General features: G+C 67.2%; 26 protein-coding genes and 1 pseudogene. 24 read left to right on the top strand and 3 right to left on the bottom strand.

The window, feature by feature from the left end; all coding sequences use genetic code 11:
• Positions 1–40 precede the first annotated feature (40 nt).
• On the bottom strand, positions 41–571 hold the full coding sequence (locus ACTIF2_RS17685; protein WP_439498413.1) for a dihydrofolate reductase family protein: 531 nt from the start codon (positions 569–571) through the stop codon (positions 41–43).
• A gap of 210 nt (positions 572–781) precedes the next feature.
• Here ACTIF2_RS17685 and ACTIF2_RS17680 point away from each other — a divergent pair, with 210 nt between their 5' ends.
• The 4 genes and pseudogenes from ACTIF2_RS17680 to ACTIF2_RS17665 all read left to right on the top strand — a co-directional run bounded on the left by ACTIF2_RS17680 (position 782) and on the right by ACTIF2_RS17665 (position 2,475).
• Positions 782–1,039 carry a TilS substrate-binding domain-containing protein gene (locus ACTIF2_RS17680; RefSeq protein ID WP_439498412.1) on the top strand — a complete coding sequence of 86 codons (258 nt, stop codon included), beginning with the start codon at positions 782–784 and terminating at the stop codon, positions 1,037–1,039.
• A gap of 147 nt (positions 1,040–1,186) precedes the next feature.
• Positions 1,187–1,651, top strand: a complete 465-nt coding sequence (locus ACTIF2_RS17675) for a hypothetical protein (protein ID WP_439498411.1) — start codon at positions 1,187–1,189, stop codon at positions 1,649–1,651.
• 196 nt (positions 1,652–1,847) lie between these two features.
• Positions 1,848–2,033 (top strand): annotated as a pseudogene (locus ACTIF2_RS17670) (helix-turn-helix domain-containing protein); the annotation flags it as partial.
• 190 nt (positions 2,034–2,223) lie between these two features.
• Positions 2,224–2,475: a hypothetical protein gene (locus ACTIF2_RS17665; RefSeq protein WP_439498410.1), complete on the top strand. Its 252-nt coding sequence runs from the start codon at positions 2,224–2,226 to the stop codon at positions 2,473–2,475.
• Positions 2,476–2,605: 130 nt separating this feature from the next.
• Here ACTIF2_RS17665 and ACTIF2_RS17660 read toward each other — a convergent pair whose 3' ends face one another.
• A complete protein-coding gene (locus tag ACTIF2_RS17660) occupies positions 2,606–3,274 on the bottom strand; it encodes a dioxygenase family protein (RefSeq protein ID WP_439498409.1) in 669 nt (222 codons plus the stop codon).
• Between the two features lie 6 nt (positions 3,275–3,280).
• A complete protein-coding gene (pcaG, locus tag ACTIF2_RS17655; RefSeq protein WP_439498408.1) occupies positions 3,281–3,901 on the bottom strand; it encodes a protocatechuate 3,4-dioxygenase subunit alpha in 621 nt (206 codons plus the stop codon).
• A 490-nt stretch (positions 3,902–4,391) separates the two neighbouring features.
• On the opposite strand from pcaG, the gene kdpF reads away from it, so the two are divergent.
• From kdpF to rimO, 20 genes are all read left to right on the top strand, one after another.
• A complete protein-coding gene (gene kdpF / locus ACTIF2_RS17650) occupies positions 4,392–4,478 on the top strand; it encodes a K(+)-transporting ATPase subunit F (RefSeq protein ID WP_439498418.1) in 87 nt (28 codons plus the stop codon).
• Between the two features lie 25 nt (positions 4,479–4,503).
• The gene (kdpA, locus tag ACTIF2_RS17645) at positions 4,504–6,213 is read left to right on the top strand and encodes a potassium-transporting ATPase subunit KdpA (protein ID WP_439498407.1); all 1,710 of its coding nucleotides are present in this window, start codon (positions 4,504–4,506) and stop codon (positions 6,211–6,213) included.
• A gap of 21 nt (positions 6,214–6,234) precedes the next feature.
• Complete coding sequence (kdpB, locus tag ACTIF2_RS17640; protein ID WP_439498406.1) at positions 6,235–8,271, top strand: potassium-transporting ATPase subunit KdpB; 2,037 nt, start codon at positions 6,235–6,237, stop codon at positions 8,269–8,271.
• A gap of 27 nt (positions 8,272–8,298) precedes the next feature.
• Complete coding sequence (kdpC, locus tag ACTIF2_RS17635) at positions 8,299–8,892, top strand: potassium-transporting ATPase subunit KdpC (RefSeq protein ID WP_439498405.1); 594 nt, start codon at positions 8,299–8,301, stop codon at positions 8,890–8,892.
• A gap of 10 nt (positions 8,893–8,902) precedes the next feature.
• Complete coding sequence (locus tag ACTIF2_RS17630) at positions 8,903–11,620, top strand: DUF4118 domain-containing protein (protein ID WP_439498404.1); 2,718 nt, start codon at positions 8,903–8,905, stop codon at positions 11,618–11,620.
• Complete coding sequence (locus tag ACTIF2_RS17625; protein ID WP_439498403.1) at positions 11,617–12,312, top strand: response regulator; 696 nt, start codon at positions 11,617–11,619, stop codon at positions 12,310–12,312. Before ACTIF2_RS17630 ends, ACTIF2_RS17625 begins: the two co-directional genes overlap by 4 nt.
• A gap of 89 nt (positions 12,313–12,401) precedes the next feature.
• Positions 12,402–12,860: a hypothetical protein gene (locus ACTIF2_RS17620; RefSeq protein ID WP_439498402.1), complete on the top strand. Its 459-nt coding sequence runs from the start codon at positions 12,402–12,404 to the stop codon at positions 12,858–12,860.
• A 184-nt stretch (positions 12,861–13,044) separates the two neighbouring features.
• Positions 13,045–13,359 carry a 2Fe-2S iron-sulfur cluster-binding protein gene (locus ACTIF2_RS17615; protein WP_439498401.1) on the top strand — a complete coding sequence of 105 codons (315 nt, stop codon included), beginning with the start codon at positions 13,045–13,047 and terminating at the stop codon, positions 13,357–13,359.
• Positions 13,359–13,715, top strand: coding sequence for a DUF2849 domain-containing protein (locus ACTIF2_RS17610; RefSeq protein WP_439498400.1), 357 nt, complete (start codon positions 13,359–13,361; stop codon positions 13,713–13,715). The genes ACTIF2_RS17615 and ACTIF2_RS17610 overlap by 1 nt, the downstream gene beginning before the upstream one ends.
• 2 nt (positions 13,716–13,717) lie before the next feature.
• Positions 13,718–15,388: a nitrite/sulfite reductase gene (locus ACTIF2_RS17605; protein WP_439498399.1), complete on the top strand. Its 1,671-nt coding sequence runs from the start codon at positions 13,718–13,720 to the stop codon at positions 15,386–15,388.
• Positions 15,375–15,884, top strand: coding sequence for a DUF934 domain-containing protein (locus ACTIF2_RS17600; RefSeq protein WP_439498398.1), 510 nt, complete (start codon positions 15,375–15,377; stop codon positions 15,882–15,884). Before ACTIF2_RS17605 ends, ACTIF2_RS17600 begins: the two co-directional genes overlap by 14 nt.
• A gap of 4 nt (positions 15,885–15,888) precedes the next feature.
• A complete protein-coding gene (locus ACTIF2_RS17595) occupies positions 15,889–16,131 on the top strand; it encodes a hypothetical protein (RefSeq protein WP_439498397.1) in 243 nt (80 codons plus the stop codon).
• Positions 16,128–17,588: a siroheme synthase CysG gene (gene cysG, locus ACTIF2_RS17590; RefSeq protein ID WP_439498396.1), complete on the top strand. Its 1,461-nt coding sequence runs from the start codon at positions 16,128–16,130 to the stop codon at positions 17,586–17,588. The genes ACTIF2_RS17595 and cysG overlap by 4 nt, the downstream gene beginning before the upstream one ends.
• A 265-nt stretch (positions 17,589–17,853) precedes the next feature.
• A complete protein-coding gene (locus tag ACTIF2_RS17585; protein ID WP_439498395.1) occupies positions 17,854–18,888 on the top strand; it encodes a sulfate ABC transporter substrate-binding protein in 1,035 nt (344 codons plus the stop codon).
• Entirely contained in the window at positions 18,848–19,738 is an 891-nt protein-coding gene (cysT, locus tag ACTIF2_RS17580) for a sulfate ABC transporter permease subunit CysT (RefSeq protein WP_439498394.1), read from the top strand. Before ACTIF2_RS17585 ends, cysT begins: the two co-directional genes overlap by 41 nt.
• Positions 19,731–20,621 (top strand): sulfate ABC transporter permease subunit CysW, encoded by an 891-nt coding sequence (cysW, locus tag ACTIF2_RS17575; RefSeq protein WP_439498393.1) that lies wholly within the window; start codon positions 19,731–19,733, stop codon positions 20,619–20,621. Before cysT ends, cysW begins: the two co-directional genes overlap by 8 nt.
• A 12-nt stretch (positions 20,622–20,633) precedes the next feature.
• Positions 20,634–21,680 carry a sulfate/molybdate ABC transporter ATP-binding protein gene (locus tag ACTIF2_RS17570; RefSeq protein ID WP_439498392.1) on the top strand — a complete coding sequence of 349 codons (1,047 nt, stop codon included), beginning with the start codon at positions 20,634–20,636 and terminating at the stop codon, positions 21,678–21,680.
• Between the two features lie 66 nt (positions 21,681–21,746).
• Positions 21,747–22,184, top strand: coding sequence for an OsmC family protein (locus ACTIF2_RS17565; RefSeq protein ID WP_439498391.1), 438 nt, complete (start codon positions 21,747–21,749; stop codon positions 22,182–22,184).
• Positions 22,181–23,044 (top strand): sulfurtransferase, encoded by an 864-nt coding sequence (locus ACTIF2_RS17560; protein ID WP_439498390.1) that lies wholly within the window; start codon positions 22,181–22,183, stop codon positions 23,042–23,044. Before ACTIF2_RS17565 ends, ACTIF2_RS17560 begins: the two co-directional genes overlap by 4 nt.
• A 99-nt stretch (positions 23,045–23,143) precedes the next feature.
• Positions 23,144–24,463, top strand: coding sequence for a 30S ribosomal protein S12 methylthiotransferase RimO (gene rimO / locus ACTIF2_RS17555; protein ID WP_439498389.1), 1,320 nt, complete (start codon positions 23,144–23,146; stop codon positions 24,461–24,463).

The raw sequence follows: 24,463 nt of genomic DNA, 5'->3' as shown, positions 1-24,463 counted from the left end.
CCGGACTTCGGCGACGATTTTCATCCGGGAAGTCGCGAGATCAGGCAGGAACGTAGGTCAACCTGATCACATCCTCGCCAATCCGATCACTCGCAGTAAGGCGGAGCCGTGGCCGGGGTCCGGCGAAATAGGGTTTGCCGTGACCAAGCACCACGGGGTGCAGGTAGATTCGATACTCATCGATCAAGCCAAGTTCAGTGAGGCTTCGCGCCAAGTCCGGGCCAGCAACTTCGATCTCGCCGTCGCGCCCGGCCTTCAGCTCGCGGATCGCGCCTTCGAGATCATCCTTAACAAGCCTGGCGTTGGGGCCGACCGATTTCAACGAGCGCGAGACGACCCATTTCGGCTGGTTGCGCCACGCCGCCGCGAAGGCGTGTCGATCTGCATCCCATTCAGGATGATCGTCGTCCCAGTAACGCATGACCTCGTACATCTGGCGACCGTAGACACTGCCCGCCTGCCCCTGGGCCTCCTCGATGAAGTGGCGGAAGAGCGTGGGGCTTGGCCCAAACGCCATATGGTCGACATAGCCGTCCAGGGACTGGTTCATTCCGAACACGAGCTTGGCCATATCCACTTCCCTTCCTCACGCGGTACCTCTGCGCGACTCTGGTTGTGTTGTGCAATCGGTTGTAGGCTAGATCGACTGATTTTATATCGCAATTTGTTTTGGAGTGCGCAGGACGCCCACGCTCGGCTGCGTTGCGACATTCCTGCCAACCAGGCTCGCAATCGATGGATCGCTGACCGACCGATGGCATATACCGACGAGCTCGAGGCCATGCTGGAGCTCGCGGAAGAGCTCAGGCGACAGATTGCCCGGCGAATCACCGAAGAATCCGGCGCGGCACCACCGCCCTCCCCGTCAGCCGACCACCTGGCGGCAGCCGACGCGGCGATAGCGGCCTGGGCCGAGCAAGGCGAGGAGGAACTCGACCTTCACGCCTTTCGGCCGCTGACGCCCCTGCAGAAGCTGCTCGCCGACCACCAGGAGATCCGCGAGCGCATCGCCGATATCCACGATCGCCGGCTTTCGTGATTCTTCATGCTTCGACGCTGTCGGCCTGACGGCTCGGCCGCCTGCAGCGGCCGCTACCCTGCCCTCGTCCCGATAAGCTTGCCTGCGCGGCGAAAATGGAGTGGCATCCGCAAACCGGCGGATGGCCGGACAAAGGGAGAATCGACCATGCTGAGACACATGATCCTGGCGTCTGCGTCGGCATTCGTGCTCGCGACCATCGTTTCCTCACCGGCGATGGCGCTGACGATGAAGGAATGCGGCGTCAAATATCAGGACGCCAAGAAGGCGAACACGCTCAAAGGCCAGAAGTGGAACGACTTCCGCAAGGCCGAATGCGGTGACGACGATGCCGCCGAGGCCGATGCCGCGGCGGCTGTGACGGAGGCGCCCGCCGCGACGCCGGCGGCAGCGCCCGCAAAGCCGGCGGCCGCCCCTGGGCGGGCCAAGGCGGCGGTATTCCCGCGAGCAATCGCGCAAAAGTATTCAGATGAATCTCCTGGCAAGGCCAGGTTGAAAACTTGCGCCGATCAGTACAATGCCAACAAGACCGCCAATGCCAACGGGACCTTGAAATGGATCGAAAAAGGTGGTGGCTATTGGAGTCAGTGCAACACGAAGCTCAAGTCCTGAGCAGGCGCGGGCGGCGGCGGGAAAGCCGCCGCCTGTCTTGCCAGGCGCTGGCTTTGTCCCAGCAAATAACAGTTCGTTTACCTATCATTAACCATTCCGGTCGCCATCATCGCCGATCTTCTGAGTTGGAGCTGGGGGGCTCACAAAGGAAGATTCGATGAACGAATTCGACCCTAATCCTCACGCCGCCGATCAACTCGTCGGGCGGCCCGTCGCTGATGTCGAACGGGACCTGATCCTTGCCACGCTGAGGGAAACCAGTGGGAACCGCACGCATGCGGCCACCATGCTCCGCATCTCGATACGCACGCTTCGCAACAAGATCAGCGCTTATGCCCTGGATGGCTACGAGGTACCCGAAGCGGGACAGGCGCCGCATTAGATCGCCGTGCGTCCTACCGGACGCAAAGTGGCGATCTATCTCTTTGTTTTGGCATCTGATTTTTCCGAAAAGTGGAACCCACTTTTCGGTCCGATGCTCTGGCCGATTCATGCAGGCCTGCCTACGGCGAAGTCACATCTAAGCCATCAATCCGGCGAAGGATGATTCGCTTGCCGAACGGAGCCTCGCGATGAAGACGTCCCGACTGCTTGGTGCTGCGCTGCTGGCTGCGTCGTTGGGCGCCTGTACGACGGTGTCGCTCGAGGAGCAGCGCCGCACCGACGAAATCCGCTGCCGCTCCTACGGCTTCCGACCGGCGAGCGATGCCTTCGCCAAATGCCTGCTCGATGTCGATCTGGACCGCTCCGCCGAACGCCGCCATCGCTTCGACCAGATGATGGGGCCGCGCTGGGGCCCCTATTGGGGCCGCCCCTGGTACTGAGCCTGCCCTCAGGGCGTCAGGCCGCCCCACTAGATCGCGGTGCGTGCTGCCACACGCAAAGCGGCGATCTATCTCTTTGTTATAGCATCGTATTTTTTCGAAAGCGGATTCCACTTTTCGGTCCAATGCTTTAGTCATGGTCGTCCTCGAAATGGCTCTGGTGGCGGCCGCGCATGACGATGTCCCAGCGCAGGACGCCGCCCTCGCTCCTGGCGATGGCCCGGGGTCTTTCGCCGGGCGGGATGATGAGGTGGATCGGGTCCTTCTCGTTCAGCGGCTCCCCCGGGAAATACATCTGCGTCACGAGGCGCGGCCCGTTGCCCAGGATCGAGAAATGGATGTGAGGCGGCCGCCACCAGCCGATATCGGCACGCGCGAGATAGCCGGCCGGCCGAATCGTGCGGAGCCGATACCTGCCGTCGGCATCGGTCATCAACCGCCCGAAGCCACGGAAATGCGGGTCGAGCGGCGCGTCGGGCGAATGATCGGCGACATGCGAGTACCGGCCGAAACTGTTGCAGTTCCAGATCTCGACGAGCGCCTGCGCGACCGGCCGCGCGTCCTCGTCGAGGATCTGTCCGACCACGTCGATGACCTCGCCCTGCGCGACCGGGCGGCCGGGCGCGATCCGAGAAAGATCGAGATGCGGCGGCCCGCCCCATTCCATGAGCGGCGGCTGCGCTGAAAACGGGTCGCGAGCCGCCGGCGGTATCGGGCGCAACGGTCGAGAAGGGGTGCGTGTCTCGCTCTCCCGATCGTTCACCACGACGGCCAGGCGCCTCGGGACATCCTGCTTCATGGCGTCCTAGACCTTCCAGTCGTCGAAGAAGGGTGTCTCTGCCGCGCCGCGCAGGACGATGTCGAGGCGATAGGCGGCAAACCCGCCGGCATCGTCATCCGGAGCGCGGGCGGCGAGCAGGCGCGGCCGGAGCTCATCCCCCAGGCTCCCGAGAAGCAGGTCGGCTTCGTTCAGCGGCTCGTCGGCGAAATGGACATAGGTCACGAGCCGGTCGATGCCCGAGCCGAAGATGGTCAACCGCAGATGCGGCGCGCGCATGGCCTGCCCGCCAGCGCTCGCATGGGCGCCCGGCTTGACCGTTTCGATGCGATAGACGCCCAGCTCATCAGTTCGAACCCGGACGAAACCCTCGAAGGACGGATCGAGCGGTTGCGGGCTCTTGTCCTGCGGGTGCCGGTAACGACCGGCCGCGTTGGCCTGCCAGCTCTCCACGATCATGCTGGGGACACCGGTGCCATTGCTGTCGAGAATCCGCCCCGTCACAGCGATCGGCAGCCCGTGCGGGCGGTGGCTGACACCCGGCGAGGGAATGGCCGCCAACGGCGCAAAGCCCTCGGTGAAGGCGAAGGGATAGAACGGGCCTATGGTCGCTTCCGGTGTGAAGGCGGGTTCGTTCGATCGTGGCATGGGCAGCTCCGGCAGCGGACAACATGACAGGCGCCACTGCGGCTGTCAGCCGAAACATCCAATGATACGAACAATTGGTTTTGGAGTGGCGCCCTCGCCTTTCGACGAGCGGAACGTCAGTTTCGTGCTGGCGGCGCAACAGTCGCTGTCTCGCTGATACAGCCGACACTGCGCTACGCCGGTTGGCTGCCGAGGAAATAGCGAACCGCCCCGGTTTCGCGCCAAACGCGCCAAGACTCGACATCACACGCAGAGCGACGTTACGTTTCCAGAGGAGCCGACGGCCTCGGCCGGCAGCGGATCGTCTTTACGCTCCCCTTATGCCGCTCGCCGCCCTTCCCGCTCGATCCCTTATCGCTGCCAACACCACATCTCGGGCCTGATCAACCGGAGACACGGCCATGGCCGACATCCTCTTCCTGGCGCTGGGGCTCGGGGCGTTCGCGCTCTTTGCGGCCTATGCGGCCCAGCTGCGCAAGGTCTGACGGCCATGGCGCTCACGGTGCTTTACGCGACTGCCGCCCTCGGGCTGGCGGTCTATATGGTCGCCGCGCTGCTGCGCCCCGATCGCTTCTGAACAACAAGATAAAAGGAGACCTCGCATGGACTGGCGGGGCTGGGCCGAGATCGTTTTCACGATCGCGTTGACGGTGGCCATGGGTTGGCCGCTCGGAATATTCATGGCGCGCGTCTGGGCGGGCGAGCGAACCTGGCTCGATCCGGTCCTGAGGCCGGTCGAAAGGCTCGCCTACGCCGCCTTCGGCATCGATCGCGACAAGGGGCAGAACTGGCTGGGCTATGCCGGAGCGGTGCTGGCCTTCAGCGCCGCCGGCTTCGTGCTGCTCTACCTGCAGCTGCGCTTCCAGAACCTGCTGCCGCTCAATCCGCAAGGGTTCGACGGGCTCTCGCCGCATCTCGCCTTCAACACAGCGGTCAGCTTCGTGACCAACACGAACTGGCAGTCTTATGCCGGCGAGGCGACGATGAGCGCGCTCAGCCAGATGGCGGGTCTGACCGTGCACAACTTCGTCTCGGCTGGCACGGGCCTGGCGATCGCCGCCGCGGTCGCGCGTTCCTTCGCGGCCGATCGTGGCGAGAACCTGGGCAATTTCTGGGTCGATCTGACCCGCACCACGCTCTACGTGCTGCTGCCGGTCTCAATCGTCACCGCGCTCGCGCTCGTCGCTGCCGGCGTGCCGCAGAGCCTGCTCGCCAATGTCGAGGCCTCCACCGTCGAGGGCGCCAAGCAGGTGATCTCGCTGTTCCCGGTCGCCTCGCAGGAGGCGATCAAGCAATGGGGCACCAATGGCGGCGGCATCTTCAACGTCAACTCGGCGCATCCGTTCGAGAACCCGACGCCGCTGACCAACCTGATCGAGGCCACGTCGATCAACGCGCTCGCCTTCGGCACCGTGGTCGCCTTCGGTCGCGTCGCTCTGGCCCGCAAGGAGGCTCGCGCGCTGCTCGCGGTCATGGTCATCCTGGTTGGTGCAGCCGCTGCCGCGATCTACGCGTCGGAGACGCTGACGCCCCAGCCCGCCATGATCGCGGCCGGCATCACCGACGCCCCGTCCAATATGGAAGGCAAGGAGGTCCGCTTCGGCCCCGCCGCGTCGTCGATCTGGGCGGCGCAGACGACCGGCGCCTCGAACGGCTCGGTCAATTCCATGCATGGCAGCTTCATGCCGCTCGGCGGCGGGGTCGCGATGTTCATGATGCAGCTCGGCGAGATCCTGCCGGGCGGCGTCGGTTCCGGTCTCTACGGCATCGTCGTGATGGCGCTGCTGGCGGTCTTCGTCGCCGGGCTGATGGTCGGGCGGACGCCGGAATATCTCGGCAAGAAGGTCGAGGCGCGCGAGATCAAGTTCGCCATGCTGGCGGTGCTGATCCTGCCGCTCTCGATCCTCGGCTTCTCGGCGACCGCCGCCGTGCTGCCGGTCGCGCTCGAAGGGCTGCTGAACAAGGGGCCGCACGGCCTCTCCGAGATCCTCTACGCTTATTCTTCGGCGACGGGGAATAACGGCTCGGCCTTCGCCGGCCTGACCGCCAATGCGCCCTGGTGGAACACCACGCTCGGCATCGCGATGCTGCTTGGCCGCTTCGCCTATATCGTGCCGGTGCTCGCCATCGCCGGCTCGCTCGCGGCCAAGCCGAAGCTTGCCCCGACCGCCGGCACGCTGCCGAGCGACAGTCCGCTCTTCGTCGGCCTGCTCGTCGGCATCATCCTGATCCTGGGTGGCCTGCAATTCTTCCCCGCGCTCGCGCTGGGGCCGATCGTCGAGCACTTCCAAGTGCTTGCGGCCTCCCGTTGAGCTGACAGAGGAACTCGTTCCATGAGCCTTTCATTCGCCAAATCCGGCGTCGTCGACCAGGGGGTCGTGTTGACTGCGCTGAAGAGCGCCTTCGGCAAGCTCGATCCCCGCCTCCTCACCGGCAATCCGGTGATCCTCGCGACCGAAGTGGTCGCCGCGCTCGCCACCGTCTCGGCCGTGGTGGCGATATCAGCCGGCCAGCCGGCGGGCTTCCCAATCCAGATCGCGGTCTGGCTCTGGCTGACCGTGCTCTTCGCCAATTTTGCCGAGGCCATCGCCGAAGGCCGCGGCAAGGCGGCGGCCGACGCGCTGCGCTCCACCCGCGTCACCACCAAGGCCAAGCTGATCATTGACCCCGCCCGCAATGCGATGATCCCGACGCCGGCTCACGAGCTCGCGCCCGGCGACATCGTGCTGGTCGAGGCCGGCGACGTCGTCCCTGCCGATGGCGAGATCATCGAGGGCGTGGCCTCGGTCAACGAGGCGGCGATCACCGGTGAATCGGCGCCGGTGATCCGCGAGAGCGGCGGCGACCGCTCGGCCGTGACCGGCGGAACCACCGTCGTCTCGGACTGGATCAAGGTGAAGGTCACCTCGCAGCCGGGTTCCTCCTTCCTCGACCGCATGATCGCGATGGTGGAAGGCGCCGACCGTCGCAAGACCCCGAACGAGCTGGCGCTCGCCGTGCTGCTCGCCGGCCTGACGCTGGTCTTCCTGATCGCGGTCGTCACGCTGACCGGGCTCGGCGCCTTCTCGGGCATCACGCTCGACCCGATGGTGCTGGGAGCCCTCTTCGTCACCCTGATTCCGACCACGATCGGCGGCCTGCTCAGCGCCGTCGGCATCGCCGGCATGGACCGGCTGCTCAAGGTCAACGTGCTCGCCACCTCCGGCCGCGCCGTCGAGGCCGCCGGCGACGTCGACACCTTGCTGCTCGACAAGACCGGAACCATCACCTTCGGCAACCGCATGGCGGTCGAGGTCGTGCCGGCGCCGGGCGTGCGTCCCGACAGCGCCATGCGTGCTGCGCTGATCGCCTCGCTCGCCGACGAGACGCCGGAAGGCCGCTCGATCGTCGAGCTCGCCCGCGAGCAGGGCGTCACGGCCGAAGCGCCTGTCGGCGCGACCTCGATCCCATTCAGTGCGACGACGCGCCAGTCCGGCCTCGATGCCGACGGCAAGTCCTGGCGCAAGGGCGCGGTCGATGCCGTGCTGCGCTCGCTCGATCTCGCCGAGAGCCAGGTTCCGGCCGAGATGCGCCAGGCGGTCGACCGGATTGCCCGCTCGGGTGGCACGCCGCTCGCCGTCAGCGAGAACGGAGCGCTCATCGGCATCATCCACCTCAAGGACGTGGTGAAGCCCGGCGTGAAGGATCGCTTCGCCGATTTGCGCCGCATGGGCGTGCGGACCGTGATGATCACCGGCGACAATCCCGTCACCGCGGCCGCGATCGCCTCCGAAGCCGGCGTCGACGATTTCCTCGCCGAGGCCACCCCCGAGGACAAGCTGCGCATCATCCGCGCCGAGCAGGCCAAGGGCCGGCTGGTGGCGATGTGCGGCGACGGCGCCAACGACGCCCCTGCCCTCGCGCAGGCCGATGTCGGCGTCGCGATGCAGACCGGCGCGCAGGCCGCGCGCGAGGCCGGCAACATGGTCGATCTCGACTCCGACCCGACCAAGGTCCTGGAGATCGTCGAGGTCGGCAAGCAGCTGCTGATCACGCGCGGCGCGCTCACCACCTTCTCGATCGCCAACGACGTCGCGAAGTATTTCGCCATCATCCCGGCGCTGTTCGTCGTCTCGCTGCCGGCGCTCGGTGCGCTCAACGTCATGGGCCTGTCGAGCCCGCAGAGCGCGATCCTCTCGGCGGTGATCTTCAACGCGCTGGTCATCGTCGCGCTGATCCCGCTGGCCTTGCGCGGCGTGCGCTATCGCGCCATCGGCGCGGCCAAGCTGCTCTCGCGCAACCTGACCATCTACGGCATCGGCGGGCTGATCGCGCCCTTCGTCGGCATCAAGCTGATCGACATGATCGTCGCAGCCCTGAAGCTCGCCTGAGACGACAAGAAAGCAAGGACCACGACCATGTTGTCCCAACTCCGCCCCGCCATCGTCTCGATGGTCTTCTTCATTGCCCTGCTTGGCCTGGGCTATCCCCTCGCCGTGACGGGCCTGGCCGGGGTGCTGTTCCCGGCCCAGGCCGGCGGCTCGCTGATCCGCAACCAGGCCGGTGAGGTCATCGGCTCGGAATGGATCGGCCAGAACTTCAAGGATGCGGCCTATCTGCATCCGCGCCCCTCTGCCGCCGGCAAGGACGGCTATGACGCCTCGTCCTCGTCGGGCTCCAATCTCGGGCCGCTGAACGAGGATCTCGCCACCCGCATCAAGGGCGATGCGGACGCGCTGCGCGCCGCCGATGGCCCGGGCCCGCTGCCGGCCGACGCGGTGACTGCGTCCGGCTCCGGGCTCGACCCCCATGTCTCGCCGGAGAACGCCGCGCGTCAGGTCGCACGGATCGCGGCTGCGCGGAACACGACACCGGCCGCAGTCGCGGCCGTGATCGCCGAGAACACCCAGGGCTACACGTTCGGCTTCCTCGGCCGGCCACGTGTCAATGTCCTCACCGCGAACCTCGCTCTCGACGCGCGCTATCCGAAGGCACAAGCTAAGGCGCCATGAGCCGCAGACGATGACAGCAGACGAGACGCGATTCCGGGAAGAGGGTCGCCCCGACCCCGACGCCCTGCTCGCCCAGGCCGGCCGCAAACGCGGCCGGCTCAAGATTTTCCTGGGCATGGCGCCGGGTGTCGGCAAGACCTTCGAGATGCTGACTCAAGGCCGCCGCGCTCAAGCGGAGCATGGCGAGGTCCTGGTCGGCGTGGTCGAGACCCATGGCCGGCGCGAGACGGAAGCCCTGCTCGAAGGGCTCGAGGTGATGGCGCGGCGGCCGATCGAGCATCGCGACCGCATCCTGATGGAGTTCGATCTCGACGCCGCTCTCGCCTGCAAGCCGCGCCTGCTGCTGGTCGACGAATATGCCCATTCCAACGCGCCGGGCAGCCGCCATCCCAAGCGCTGGCAGGACGTGGACGAGTTGCTCGATGCCGGCATCGACGTCTGGACGACGCTGAACGTCCAGCATCTCGAAAGCCTGGTGGACGTGATCTGGAAGATCACCGGCGTGCGCCAGCGCGAGACGGTGCCCGACAGCGTGCTCGGCCGCGCCGACGAGATCGAGCTCATCGACATCACGCCGACGGAACTGCGCCAGCGCATGGCCGAGGGCAAGGTCTACCTGCCCGAGACCGCCCGCCTCGCCGCCGACAATTTCTTCAAGCCGGAGAACCTGACCGCGCTGCGCGAGCTGGCGCTGCGCCGCGCCGCCCAGACCGTCGACGATCAGCTCAGCCAGGCGATGAAGCGCGCCGGCGTCGAAGGGCCGTGGGCCGCCGGGGAACGCATCCTCGTGCTGATCGGCCCGGATGCGACCGCGACTTCGCTGGTGCGCGCCGGCCGGCGCCTGTCCGACATGATGATGGATGCGCCCTGGACGGTCGCGCATGTCGAGCGGCCCAATGGTGCAGAGGCCGACCCTGGACGCGGCCTGCTCCTTTCCGAGGCGCTCAAGCTCGCCGAGCAGCTCGGCGCGGCCAATGTCGTGCTGACCGGAGACGATCTCGTCGCGACCGTGCTCGAATATGCCCGGCGCAACAACGTGACCCAGATCGTCGTCGGCAAGTCGCATCGCCGCGGCTGGCGCACCTGGTTCCATCGCCCGCTCGCGCCCGCCCTGCTCGACGCCCAGAACGGCGCGGCGCTGCACATCATCACCGAAAGCGCGTCGGGGCCGGCGACTGCCCAGGCCGTCCCGGTACCGAGGCCGACCGTGGCATGGGGCGGCCATCTCGCCGCCATCGCGCTGGTCGGCGGCGCGATCATCCTTGGGCGCCTGATCGAGAGCCAGGTCGAGAACGCCAATCTCGCCATGCTCTTCATGGTCAGCGTGCTGATCTCGGGGCTGGCTTTCGGCCTCTGGCCGGCGCTCACCGCTGCCGCCTTCGCAGCCGTGGCCTACAATTTCTTCTTCCTCGAGCCGCTGCTGACCTTCTGGATCGGCCATCCCGCCGATGTGCTGACCTTCCTCGTCTTCTTCGCCGTGGCGATGACGACGGGCGGGCTGACGGGCCGCGTCCGCGACCAGGTGCGGGCGACCGCCCGGCGGGCCTCCGCCATCACCGCGTTGCTGGCGGCAAGCCGCCGGCTTTCGGGCGCGGCGCGCAAGGAGGACGCGGCGGCGATCCTCGCCGAGCAGCTCTCCGCCGCCACCACCGGCAAGGTCGTCGTCTTCCTGCCGCATGGCGAGGAGATCGCCGCGGCCGCCGGCGCACCGACCCTCGAGGCCCTGACGACAGCCGACATGACCGCGGCGCGCTGGACCTGGACACGTGGCGAGCCGGCCGGCGCCGGGACCGGCACCTTGCCGAATGCCGCCTGGACCTTCCGCCCCCTGCAAGGCGTGCGCTCGCGCTCCGGGGTCGTCGGCTTCGAGCCCAGGGCCCTGCTCGGCGCCGAGAGCGAGCGCTTCGCGCTGGCATTGCTCGACCAGGGCGCGATCGCGCTGGAGCGGGCCGAGCTCGCCGCCGCCGCCGTCGATGCCGAGGCCCTGCGGCGCAGCGACCGGCTGCGCTCGGCCCTGCTCAATTCGGTGAGCCACGACCTGCGGACGCCGCTCGCGACCGTGCTCGGCTCGGTGACGACGCTGATCGATTTCGGCCGGACCATGGAACCGGCGGTGCGCGACGATCTCCTGCTCTCCATCCGCGAGGAGGCCGAGCGGCTCAATCGCTATGTCGGCGACCTGCTCGACATGACGCGGCTGGAAGGCGGCGCGCTGGTGACCCGCCGCGACTGGACTGACATGCGCGACGTGATCGCCGCCGCCATTGCGCGCGTCTCGCGGCGGCTCGGCAATCGCCGTGTCCAGCGCGATTTTCCGGCCGAGCTCTCGGCCGTCAGGGCCGATCCGGCACTGCTCGAGCAGGCGCTGGTCAACATCCTGGAAAATGCGATCGCCTATAGCGAGGATGGCTCGCTGATCGAGACCGCCGCTTATGAGGACAGGGGAAATGTCGTGATCTCGATCGAGGACGAGGGCCGCGGCATTCCGACCGCCGAACTCGAACGCGTCTTCGAAAAATTCCGGCGGCTTGAGGAATCGACCGATCGTGCCGGAGAGCGCGGCAAGGGTTCCGGTCTCGGCCTCGCCATCGCCAAGGGGTTCGTCGAGGCGATGGGCGGGCGGATCGCGGCGGCAAGTCCGATCCAGGATCGGCCGGACGGAACCAAGGGCGGCACGCGTATCCTGATCAGCCTGCGCAAGGACATCGCGCCGGGAGCCGAACCATGACCGCTTTCCGCCCGCGCATCCTCGTCATCGACGACGAACCGCAGATCCACCGCTTCCTCGGCCCTGCCCTTGATGCGGCGGGCTACGAGCCCGTGCGCGCCGACGACGCCACCTCCGGGCTGCGCGAGATCGCGCGCAAGCCGCCCGATGCCGTGGTCCTCGATCTCGGCCTGCCCGACATGGACGGCAAGGAGGCGCTCGCCAGGGCGCGCGCCTTCTACGAAGGCCCTGTCATCATCCTGTCGGCCCGCGACCGCGAGACCGAAAAGATCGACGCGCTCGACGCCGGCGCCGACGACTATGTCGAGAAGCCTTTTGGCGTCGGCGAGTTGCTGGCGCGCCTGCGCGTCGCGTTGCGCCACCGCATCGAGCGCCAGGGCGCCGATGCCGTGATCCGCTCGGGCGCCATCGAGATCGACCTGGTCAACCGCCGCGTCAGCCGCGACGGCGCACATGTGAAGCTCTCGCCGAAGGAATACGATCTGCTCGCCTCGCTGGCCGGCGGCAACGGCCGCGTCCTGACCCATCGCCAGATCCTGACCGCCGTCTGGGGCCCGGCCCATGAGCACGACGTGCAGTATCTGCGCGTCTTCGTCGGGCAGCTCCGCCAGAAGCTGGAGGACGACCCGGCAACGCCGAAGCTGATCGAGACCGAGCCGGGTGTCGGCTATCGGCTCGGCGGCCTGGTCTGACCCGGCCTGCCGCCGCCTCCTGTCGCTGATCTTGTCGGAATAGGGCCGCATCACTACCGTCGCCGCCGCGGTCCGTGCGGAGAGTGTCGATGCGGCTTGTCGCCTTGGGGGTTCTGCTTCTTGCCGGCTCGAGTGGCCAGGCTGTGGCCGAATGGCGGCCGAGCATCTTCGAGGGCGAGAGCAAGCGCGCGATCCAGGGCTGCGCCGCGAGGTCGACTGACGACGCCTGGTCCTGCGCCTTCATTCGTTGCGAGCCCGGCAACAACCGCCTCGGCCTCTATCTCGATATCCCCGGCGTGCTCTCGCCGGGGCCGATCACACTGGCGGTCGATGGCCGCGACTTCCCGCTGACATTGCAGGATACGCGCGGGCCGTTCGGGGATGCCTATCGCCTGCCTGACGCCGGTCCGGCGATGTTCGCGACGCTGGCAAGCGGCCGGTCGCTGCGCATTCGCCAGGCCGGAATCAAGCCGGGCTACGACGTGATCGCGCTCGCCGGGCTCGGCCCGGCCCTGAGCCGACTGAACCGCGTCTGCACAAGGCGATAGGGATCGTCAGGCGCCACCGGAGGAAGAAATTTGCGCGCGGGCCGTGCAGCGCGGCCACGGCGAAGACAGATTTCCTCTTTTCGAAAGGGAATAAGAAAAAACCCGCTACCTGACGTGAATTGAACCAGTTGCCGCCTTGGCTTATGTCAAACGTTCGGAATAGCGAACGTGGCGAGCGCATAGATTGGCCATTCTCAACGTCATCGACCGCCAGGGTCGTCCGCATCAGCTCGAGGCCGTCGAGGGTTGGCGCGTGATGGAGATCCTGCGCGATTATCGTGTCGGGATCGAGGGCGTCTGTGGCGGCTCCTGCGATTGCGCCACCTGCCATGTCATCGTCGCGCCGGAATGGGCGGGCCGCCTGCCCGAGCCGCGCGAGGACGAGATCGACGCGCTCGACACCCTGCCGCTGATCGAGACGACCTCGCGCCTTTCCTGCCAGCTGATCTGGTCGGACGAGCTCGACGGGCTGACGGTCACGCTCGCGGAGGCCGCGTGATGGCCGCCGCTCAGAAGCGCCCGCCCTTGCCGGCGATCCTTCTCGCCAACGACCTGCTCGACGGCGACGTGGTCTTCGCGGCCGCCGGTGCCGAGGGCGCTCTCGCCTGGACGCGCGATCCCGCCGAGGCGCTCGTCGCCGGCGATGACGCGGCCGCCGAACGGCTCGAGGATTATGCGGCGAGCCAGCTCGGGACGAACCGCGTCGTCGACGCCTATCTCGTCGACGTCACGGTCGAGGCCGGCGAGCCGGTGCCGCGGCATTATCGCGAACGCATGAAGACGCTCGGACCGAGCAACCGCCCCGATCTCGGCAAGCAGGCCGGCGACGGGGTCGGCACCGGGCGGAGGGCCTGACCTTGTATCGCTACGATGAATTCGACGAGCGCTTCGTCCGCGAGCGGGTGGCGCAGTTCACCGATCAGGTCGCGCGCCGCCTCGATGGCTCGCTGACCGAGGACGAGTTCAAGCCGCTCCGGCTGAAGAACGGCGTCTATCTGCAGCTCCACGCCTATATGCTGCGCATCGCCATTCCCTACGGCACGCTCTCGTCGTGCCAGTTGCGCCAGCTCGCGCTGATCGGCGAGCGCTACGATCGCGGCTACGGGCATTTCACGACGCGCCAGAACCTGCAGTACAACTGGCCGAAGCTCCGTGACATCCCGGAGATCCTCGGCCTCCTCGCCGATGTCGAGATGCATTGCATCCAGACCTCGGGAAACTGCATCCGCAACGTCACGGCCGATCATTTCGCCGGCGTCGCGCAGGACGAGATCGAGGATCCGCGCCCGACCGCCGAGTTGATCCGGCAATGGTCGAGCCTGCATCCCGAGTTCAGCTACCTGCCGCGCAAGTTCAAGATCGCGGTGACGGGCGCCGAGCATGACCGCGCCGTGATCAAGGCGCATGATATCGGCCTGCGCCTGCGGCGGCATCCCGACACGCACGAGACCTGCTACGAGGTCAGCGTCGGCGGCGGCCTCGGCCGCACGCCGATGATCGGCAAGGTGGTGCGCGACTATCTGCCGAGGGCCGACCTGCTCGCTTATCTCGAGGCGATCATGCGGGTCTACAATCTCGAGGGCCGGCGCGACAACAAGTACAAGGCGCGCGTCAAGATCCTGGTCCACGAGATCGGCGTCGAGGAGTTCAAGCGCCGCGTCGAGGAGGAGTTCGCCAGGCTCGACGGCCCGTCGGTCAATGCCGACCCGGCCGAGGTCGCGCGCATCGCCGCCTATTTCGCTCCGCCGGCCTATGAGGTCCTGCCCGCGATCAGCCGGGTGCTGGATGCGACCAAGGCCGCCAACCCGGCTTTCTCGCGCTGGGTCGAGACCAACACCACGCCGCACAAGGCGCCGGGCTACGCGGCGCTGACGATCTCGCTGAAGCCGATCAACCAGGCGCCGGGCGACGCCACCTCCGACCAGATGCGTCTCGTCGCCGATCTGGCCGAGCAATATTCGTCCGACGAGCTGCGCGTCACCCATGCGCAGAACCTCGTCCTGCCGCATGTCCGCCAGCGCGACCTGTTCGCGATCTGGCAGAAGCTCGGCGAGGCGGGGCTGGCCAGCGCCAATGTCGGGCTGATCACCGACATCATCTCCTGCCCGGGCCTGGATTATTGCGCGCTGGCGACCGCGCGCTCGATCCCGATCGCCCAGGCGATCCAGCGCCGTTTCGCGGACGACAGGCGCCAGCGCGAGATCGGCGAGCTCAACATCAAGATTTCCGGCTGCATCAATGCCTGCGGCCATCACCATGTCGGCCATATCGGCATTCTCGGGCTCGAGAAGCGCGGCATCGAATCCTACCAGGTCACGCTCGGCGGCGACGCCACGGAGAACGCCGCGATCGGCGAGATCCTCGGGCCCGGCCTCGCGGCCGAGGACGTGCCGGACGCGATCGAGCGCATCGTCGGCGTCTATCTTGAAACGCGGCAGGCCGATGAGAGCTTCATCGACAATGTCCGCAGGCTCGGCCTCGCCCCGTTCAAGGCCGCTTTCCAGGAGGCCGCCCGTGCCGTTGCTTGATCGCACCGGGGCCAAGCCGGATGTCTGGACGCGTAGCGAGGCCGCCGCGATCGACAACCTGTCGCACGCGCTCGTCGACTGGGACGCGCTGCCCGAGGCGCTTCGGCAGAAGGCCCGCGACCAGCGCATCGGGGTGGTCGTGCCGAACACGGTGGGCATTGCCGAGCTCAAGCTCGTCCTGCGGCAGCTCTCGCTGGTCTGCGTGACCTTCCCCGCCTATTCCGACGGACGCGGCTTCAGCCTTGCCAAGCATGTGCGCAATCACGGCTTCACCGGCACCTTGCGCGCCAGCGGGCCGCTCATCGCCGACCAGTTCGCCTATGCCCTCTCTTGCGGCTTCGACGAGATCGAGCTGCCCGAAGCGAGCGCGGCGCGCCAGCCCGTAGGCCAATGGCTCGCGGCTCTGGAGCGGATCAGCCACGGCTATCAGCGCGGCTATGGCGATGCCCGCAACATCCTCGACCAGCGCCGCGCCGCGCGCGCCGCCTTGGGTTGAGGCGATGCTCGGCTCCGCACAGGACCAGGCGGGGCGCAGCAAGCCTGGCGGCGTGTTCGGCCACAATGAGGAGGATGAGATGGGCGGCGACCTGCTGAGCACGATTCCGCCGCGCCCCTATGAGCGCTGGTTCGATATTTGCTTTCGCCTTATCATCCTTGCGCTTGCCGGATTCTGGGTGTTGATGCCGCCGGCCGGCGCTCCGGATCGACCGGTCGACCTGAAGGCGGCAGAAACCACGCGATGACGCAAAGACAGCCAGAGCCGACGACCGCCCGCCGCATCGAGCGGCTGGCGACCTTGCCGCTGTTCCACAAGCTCGACGGACGCAAGGTCGTGCTCGCCGGCATGGGCGAAGGCGCGCTCTGGAAGGCCGAGCTGCTCGCCGCGACTGGCGCCGAACTCGTCATCCTCGCCGGTGGCGAGACCGACCTCTTCGACGCGCTCGTTGCCGATCCTCCGGCCGCCGCCATCGTCCTGCACGAGCGCGGCTGGCAGCCGGACGATCTCATCGGCGCGGCGCTTGCGATCGGCGAGATCGAGGACGACCGGGAAGCCGGCGCCTTCGCGGCGGCCGCGCGGCAGGTCGGCGTGCCGGTCAATGTCGTCGACAAGCCGGGCTTCTGCGACTTCGCCTTCGGCTCGGTCGTGAACCGCTCGCCGCTCGTCGTCGCGATCTCGACCGATGGCGCCTCCCCTGTCTTCGGCCAGGCCATCCGCGCCAAGATCGAGGCCCTGCTGCCCGCCGGCCTGAAGGATTGGGCCCGCGCCGCCAGCGACTGGCGTCCGGCCGTGCAGGCGCGCGAGCTGCCCTTCGCGCTGCGCCGCGCCTTCTGGGAGCGCTTCACCCGCCGCGCCATGGCTGCGCCCGACCGGGCTCCGGAAGCCCATGACGAAGCCGAGCTCTTTGGCGCGCTCGACCGGCTCGAGGCCAGCTATCAGGGCGTCGGCCGCGTCACCCTCGTCGGCGCCGGTCCGGGCGATCCCGAGCTGCTGACGCTGAAGGCGATCCGCGCGCTGCAGAGCGCCGACATCATCCTCTATGACGACCTCGTCTCGGAGGGCGTGCTGGAATTCGCGCGCCGCGAGGCCAAGCGCATGCTGGTCGGCAAGACGGGCTACGGCCCTTCGGTCAAGCAAGGCGACATCAACGCGCTGATCGTGTCACTGGCGATACAGGGCAAGCATGTGGTGCGGCTGAAAGGCGGCGACCCGGGCATTTTTGGCCGGGCGGGCGAGGAGATCGAGGCCTGCGCGAAGGCCGGCATCGCGGTCGCCGTCGTGCCCGGGATTTCGGCGGCGCAGGGCGCAGCCGCCTCGCTCGGCATTTCCCTGACGCATCGCGACCATGCCAGGCGATTGCAATTCGTCACCGGCCATGCCCGTACCGGCGCCCTGCCGGAAGATTTTGACTGGCGAGCGCTGGCCGACGCCCACGCCACCACCGTCATCTACATGGCGCGCGCCACGCTCGCCGCCTTCCGCGAACAGGCCATCGCCGCCGGTCTCGCGCCCGACACGCCGGCAATCGCGGTCGTGGCCGCGACCCAGCCCGGCGAAGCGCGTCTGCGCGCCACGATCGCGACCCTGCCCGAGCGGCTTGGCGAATTGCCGGCGAAGGGGCCGCTACTCGTCATGGTCGGACATGCCCTTGGGGATGTTGCCATCGAGGGCGTCAGCCTGCAGGATTTGCGCAGCGCCTAGCCAGGTTCTGCCATGCCGAGAACCTGGCCGAGGGCCTGATGGCCCCGATGTGGTTTTGGCCAGAATGGCGGCATAATTCGCATCGGATCGTGGAACGCTTCGGGACGGAGAGGTGTTTTCTCCCGAGGACCTTAAATTTGGAACGGGAACGCTGCGCCATCCCGTTGTGAGAAAGCCGCCTGTTCAGTACGTTTCGTTTGTTATTCAGAACGGTTGCTGCAGTCCGCCTCCGGACGCGGGACCATGACTTCGACGGAGCACTGATATGACGCGAGAGCGCATTCGCCGCATCCTGCAAGCGGCCCTGATCCTCGGCGCCTTTTCGATCTGCTTCGGCATCGTCAGCGGCGCCCGGGCCCAGAGCGAGCTGCTGAACGTCTCCTATGATCCGACGCGCGAACTCTATCGCGCCATCAACGCGGCCTTCGTTGCCGAATGGCAGAAGACGAGCGGCCAGAAGCTGACGATCCGCCAGTCGCATGGCGGCTCGGGGGCCCAGGCCCGCACCGTCATCGACGGCCTCAATGCCGACGTGCTGACCCTGGCGCTCGCCGGCGACATCGACGCCGTGGCCGAGCGCTCCAAGAAGATCCCGCTCGACTGGCAGAAACGCCTGCCGCAGAACTCCTCGCCCTATACCTCGACCATCGTCTTCCTGACCCGCAAGGGCAATCCGAAGGGCGTCAAGGACTGGGGCGACCTCGCCAAGCCGGGCGTCGCCGTGATCACGCCCAACCCGAAGACCTCGGGCGGCGCGCGCTGGAACTATCTCGCGGCCTGGGCCTGGGCCGAGAAGGCCTATGGCAAGGACGACGCGAAGGTCCGCGAGTATATCGCCGCTTTGCTGAAGAACGTCCCGGTCCTGGACACCGGTGCGCGCGGTGCGACCACGACCTTCGCCCAGCGTGCCCAGGGCGACGTCTTCCTGTCCTGGGAGAACGAGGCCTTCCTCGTCCTGCAGGAGTTCGGGGCCGACAAGTTCGACATCGTCGTGCCCTCGCTGTCGATCCTGGCGGAGCCGCCGGTGACGATCGTCGACGGCAATGTCGATGCGAAGGGAACCCGCGCCGCGGCGCAGGCCTATCTCGAATTCCTCTATACGCCGGCCGCGCAGGCCATTATCGCCAAGAACTTCTATCGCCCGCGCAATCCCGAAGCCGCGGCTCCCGAGGACATCGCGCGCTTCCCCAAGCTCGATCTGATCACCATCGACGAGGTGTTCGGCGGCTGGGCCAAGGCGCAGAAGGATCATTTTGCCGATGGCGGCACCTTCGACCAGCTCTACAAGCCGGCGCGGTGAGTTCGTGACCACTGCGGCCAGCTCCTGGCGGCAGCCGAGCATCCTGCCCGGCTTCGGCCTCGCATTCGGGATCACGATCAGCGCGCTCTCGCTGGTCGTGCTGATCCCCCTGGCCGCTCTCTTCCTCAAGGCGGCGAGCGCCGGCCCTGCCGATATCTGGGCGATCCTCACCTCCGCCCGCACGCAGGCCGCCCTGCGCCTGTCCTTCGGCGCCGCGCTGTTCTCGGCCACGCTCAACGCCATCTTCGGACTGATCATCGCCTGGGTGCTGGTGCGCTACCGCTTTCCTGGCCGGCGCCTTCTCGATGCGGCCGTAGACTTGCCCTTCGCCCTGCCGACCGCCGTTGCCGGTATCGCGCTCGCGGCGATCTATGCGCCGAACGGCTGGATCGGCTCGCTGCTCGCCCCCTTCGACATCAAGGTCGCCTATACGCCGCTCGGCGTCATGGTGGCGCTGGTCTTCATCGGCCTGCCCTTCGTCGTGCGCACGGTGCAGCCGGTGCTGGAGGAGGCCGATGCCGATATCGAGGAGGCGGCGGCCCTGCTCGGCGCCAGCCGCCTGCGGACCATTTTCCGGGTCATCCTGCCCAGCATCGTGCCGGCACTGCTGACCGGTTTCGTCCTCGCCTTCGCTCGGGCCGTCGGCGAATACGGCTCCGTGATCTTCATCGCCGGCAACGTGCCGATGTTCTCGGAGATCGCGCCGCTGCTGATCGTGATCCGGCTCGAGCAGTTCGACTATGCCGGCGCCTCGGTGGTCGCGATGATCATGCTGATCGTCTCCTTCGCGCTGATCCTCGCCATCAACGGCATCCAGGCCTGGAGCCGCGGGAGGCTCGGCAATGTCTGACGCGACCTTGTCCGAGGCGACGCTCCCCGCCGCGGTCTATCGGCCGGATCGCGCCCTGCGTGACGGCCTGTGGATACGCGCCCTGCTGCTGACGCTGGCGCTCGGCTTCCTGACGCTCTTCCTATTCTTGCCGCTGATCGCGGTCTTCGTCGAGGCGTTCCGCAAGGGCTACGAGGTCTTCGCCGAGGCCCTCGTCGAGCCGGACGCACTGAGCGCGGTGCGCCTGACCTTGCTGGTCGCGGCCATCGCCGTGCCGTTCAACCTGGTCGTCGGCGTCGCCGCGGCCTGGGCGATCGCCAAGTTCGAGTTCCGCGGCAAGAGCCTGCTGATCAGCTTCATCGACCTGCCGTTCTCGGTCTCGCCCGTGATCTCGGGACTGGTCTATGTGCTGCTGTTCGGGGCCCAGGGTTTCCTCGGGCCCTGGCTCAAGGCCAACAATATCGAGATCATCTTCGCCCTGCCCGGGCTCGTCCTGGCGACGATCTTCGTGACCTTTCCCTTCGTCGCGCGCGAGCTGATCCCGCATATGCAGGCGCTCGGCTCGAGCGACGAGGAGGCGGCGCTGACGCTCGGCGCCTCGCCCTGGCGCACCTTCTTCAGCATCACCCTGCCGAACGTGAAATGGAGCCTGTTCTACGGCGTCCTGCTCTGCAACGCGCGGGCCATGGGCGAATTCGGGGCGGTGACCGTGGTGTCCGGCCGGATCAGGGGCGTCACCACCACGATGCCGCTGCATGTCGAGATCCTCTACAACGAATATAACAGCGTCGCCGCCTTCGCCGTCGCCTCCTTGCTGGCCGGCCTGGCGCTCGTCACGCTTGCCCTGAAAACCTATCTCGAATGGCGCTTCGCGGATGCGATTTCCGCCAAGACGCGTCATTGACGGAGGCCGTTCATGTCTGTTGCCGTGACCATCGAAGGCGTCCGGAAAACCTTCTCCAACTTCCCGGCCCTGCGGGGCATCGCGCTGGATGTCCAGCCGGGCGAGCTCGTCGCCCTGCTCGGCCCGTCCGGCTCGGGCAAGACCACCTTGCTGCGCCTGATTGCAGGCCTGGAGCAGGCCGATGACGGCCGCGTCCTGTTCGACGAGACCGATACGCGCCGGCTTAGCCTGCGCGAGCGCCGGATCGGCTTCGTCTTCCAGCATTATGCGCTGTTCAAGCACATGAACGTCGCCGACAACATCGCCTTCGGGCTGAAGGCCCGCCCGCGCCGCGAACGCCCGGGCCCGGACGAGATTCGCCAGCGTGTCGGCGGCCTGCTCGAGCTCGTCCAGCTCGGCGGCCTCGAGCGGCGCTTCCCGGCGCAGCTCTCCGGCGGTCAGCGCCAGCGCGTCGCGCTTGCCCGGGCGCTCGCCATCGAGCCGCGGGTGCTGCTGCTCGACGAGCCCTTCGGCGCCCTCGACGCCAAGGTCCGCAAGGACCTGCGGAGCTGGCTGCGCGACCTGCATCGCCGCACCGGCCATACCACCCTCTTCGTCACGCATGACCAGGAGGAGGCCCTGGAACTGGCCGACCGGGTCGCGATCCTGAACGATGGGCGGCTGGAGCAGGTCGGCTCGCCCGACGATGTCTATGACCATCCGGCGACGCCTTTCGTCTGCGAATTCCTCGGCGAGGCCAACAAGCTCCCGGTCGAGGTCGTCGGCGGACAGGCCTTCTTCAGCGATCGGCCGGTGCTCGGCGGCCTGCAGCAGAACCAGGGCGGGCCGGCCTCGCTCTATGTCCGGCCCCAGCACCTGCGCATCGTCGACGACACGCCGCTGGCTTTACCTGGAATCGTCGAGGACCTGCGTCGCAACGGGCCGCTGCGCCGGGCCGAAGTCGCCATCGAGGGCTTGCCGCGGCGGCTCGATGTCGACCTCGCCAGCCAGCTCGCGCCAGCGATCGGCGAGCGCGTACGGCTGCGCATCACCCATGGCAACCTGTTCGCCGCAGCCTGACGGCCCTCGCCTCCCGGAGCCTGACGGGTTAAGTCTCCGTCGAGTCACGAATGTGAGGATGCGGCAATGAAGGCACGGGCGAGCTGGGTCGAAGGCATGGCCTTCATGGGCGAAGCGGGCAGCGGCCATGCCGTCGTCATGGATGGCGCCCCCGAATATGGCGGGCGCAATATCGGCATCCGGCCGATGGAGATGCTGCTGATCGGACTTGCGGGCTGCACCGGCTTCGATGTCGTGCAGATCCTGAAAAAGGGTCGCGAGGCCGTCACCGGCTGCGACGTCGAGGTCGAGGCCGAACGGGCGAGCGAGGATCCGAAGGTTTTCACGAAGATCCATCTCGCCTACCGCGTGACGGGAAAAGGGCTGGCGCGGGCCAAGGTCGAACGGGCCGTCACATTGTCGAAGGAAAAATACTGTTCCGCTTCGATCATGCTCGGGGCGACGGCCGAGATGAGCTACGCGCTGGACGTCATCGATGAACTGAACCAGGTGGCCGCCGAATGAACGACGCGACCCTTTCCGGACTGATCTCGCCCGAGGCGCTGGCCGAGCGGCTCGGCGACAGCAACCTCGTCATCCTCGATATCCGCTCCTCCGTCGACGGCGGCGGCAAGGCGGCCTATGAGGCGGGCCACGTGCCCGGTGCGGTCCATACCAACTATGTCGCCGACGGCTGGCGCGCCAAGGTCGGCAATGCGCCGGGCATGCTGCCGCCGCTCGATCATCTCGCGCGGCTTGTCGGCGAGCTCGGAATCAAGCCGCATGACGACGTCGTCATCGTGCCCGCCGGCATCAGCGCCACCGATTTCGCCGCTGCCGCGCGGGTCTACTGGACGTTGAAGCTGGTCGGTCACGGGCAGCAGGCCATTCTGGACGGCGGCTTCAAGGCCTGGAGCGCCGATCCCGGGCGCCCGGTCGAGACCGGTTCGTCCGCGCCGAACCCGGCCACGCCTTACCCGGTCGTGGTGCAGCAGCGCCTGCGCAGCACGGCCGACGCCACGCTCGTCGCCTCGCGCAGCCGGCTCGCGACGCTGGTCGACGCTCGTTCCCCAAGCTATTTCGAGGGCCGGGAAAAGGCGGCGGAAGCGACCCGCGCCGGACATATCCCCGGCGCCCTGTCGCGCGACTATGCCGAGGCCTTCGATCTCGCCACCGGCCGCCTCAAGCCGGTGCGCGATCTCTCCGCGCTTTTCGCCGCGGTGCCGAACGGGCCGGCGATCTCCTATTGCAATACCGGCCATACGGCCGCGTTGAACTGGTTCGTGCTTTCGGAAGTGCTCGGGCGCGACGAGGTCTCGCTCTATGACGGCTCGATGACCGACTGGACGCAGGACCCCGAACGGCAGGTGGCGACGGCGGGCTGATCCGCCAGCATTTGCAAAATACTCTGAAACGGGTCAAAGGAGCGCGACTCGCCGGTCCCGCACCCGCGCCCCCTTTTCCCGTTTCCGAGCTTGCCGCCGATGAACGCCGTCGCGCCCAAAATTTCCTTCGTTTCCCTGGGTTGCCCCAAGGCCCTGGTCGATTCCGAGCGGATCATCACCTCGCTGCGCTCGGAGGGTTATGAACTCAGCAAGAGCCATGCGGGCGCCGATCTCGTCATCGTCAACACCTGCGGCTTCCTCGACAGCGCCAAGGCCGAGTCGCTGGAGGCGATCGGCTCGGCGATGGCGGAGAACGGCAAGGTCATCGTCACCGGCTGCATGGGCGCCGAGCCGGAGCAGATCCGCGACGCCTTCCCCAACGTGCTCGCGATCACCGGGCCGCAGGCCTATGAGAGCGTGGTCTCGGCCGTGCACAGCGCCGTGCCGCCCAGGCACGACCCCTTCGTCGACCTCGTGCCGGACCAGGGCATCAAGCTGACGCCGCGGCACTATGCTTATCTCAAGATTTCAGAGGGTTGCAACAACCGCTGCAGCTTCTGCATCATCCCTAAGCTGCGTGGCGACCTGGTCTCGCGGCCGATCGGCGAGGTGCTGCGCGAGGCCGAGAAGCTGGTCAAAGCCGGCGTCAAGGAGCTGCTGGTGATCTCGCAGGACACCAGCGCCTACGGGCTCGACATCAAATATGCGCCTTCGATCTGGCAGGATCGCGAGGTTCGCACCCGCTTCTTCGAGCTGGCGCGCGAGCTCGGGCAAATGGGCGTGTGGGTGCGGATGCACTACGTCTACCCCTATCCGCATGTCGACGAGGTCATCCCGCTGATGCAGGAAGGGCTGATCCTGCCCTATCTCGACATCCCCTTCCAGCATGCCTCACCCAGCGTCCTCAAGGCGATGAAGCGCCCGGCCCATCAGGACCGCACGCTCGACCGCATCCGCAAATGGCGCGAGATCTGCCCGGACCTCGCCATCCGCTCGACCTTCATCGTCGGCTTTCCCGGCGAGACCGAAGAGGATGTGCAGTTCCTACTCGAGTGGCTGAAGGAAGCGCGGCTCGAGCGCGTCGGCTGCTTCAAATACGAGCCGGTGAAGGGCGCGCCCGCCAATGATCTCGGCCTGCCTTTGATCGCGGAGGACGAGAAGGAAGCGCGCTGGCACCGTTTCATGAAGGCGCAGGCCGAGATTTCGGCCCGTATCGTCAAGAACCGCGTCGGCAAGCGCATCCCGGTGATCATCGACGAGGCTGGCCCGACGGTCGCCAAGGGCCGCTCGAAATGGGATGCGCCGGAAATCGACGGCAATGTCTATGTCGCGAGCCGCCGGCCGCTCAGGGCCGGCGACATCGTCACCGTGAAGATCGAGCGCGCAGACGCCTATGATCTGCACGGCATCGCGGTCTGA

The sequence above is a fragment of the Allobosea sp. genome (genome assembly GCF_051860145.1).
Classification (GTDB): Bacteria; Pseudomonadota; Alphaproteobacteria; order Rhizobiales; family Beijerinckiaceae; genus Allobosea.
The sequence above is the reverse complement of the archived record's forward strand: the minus strand, read 5'-3'. Positions and strand labels throughout refer to the sequence as shown.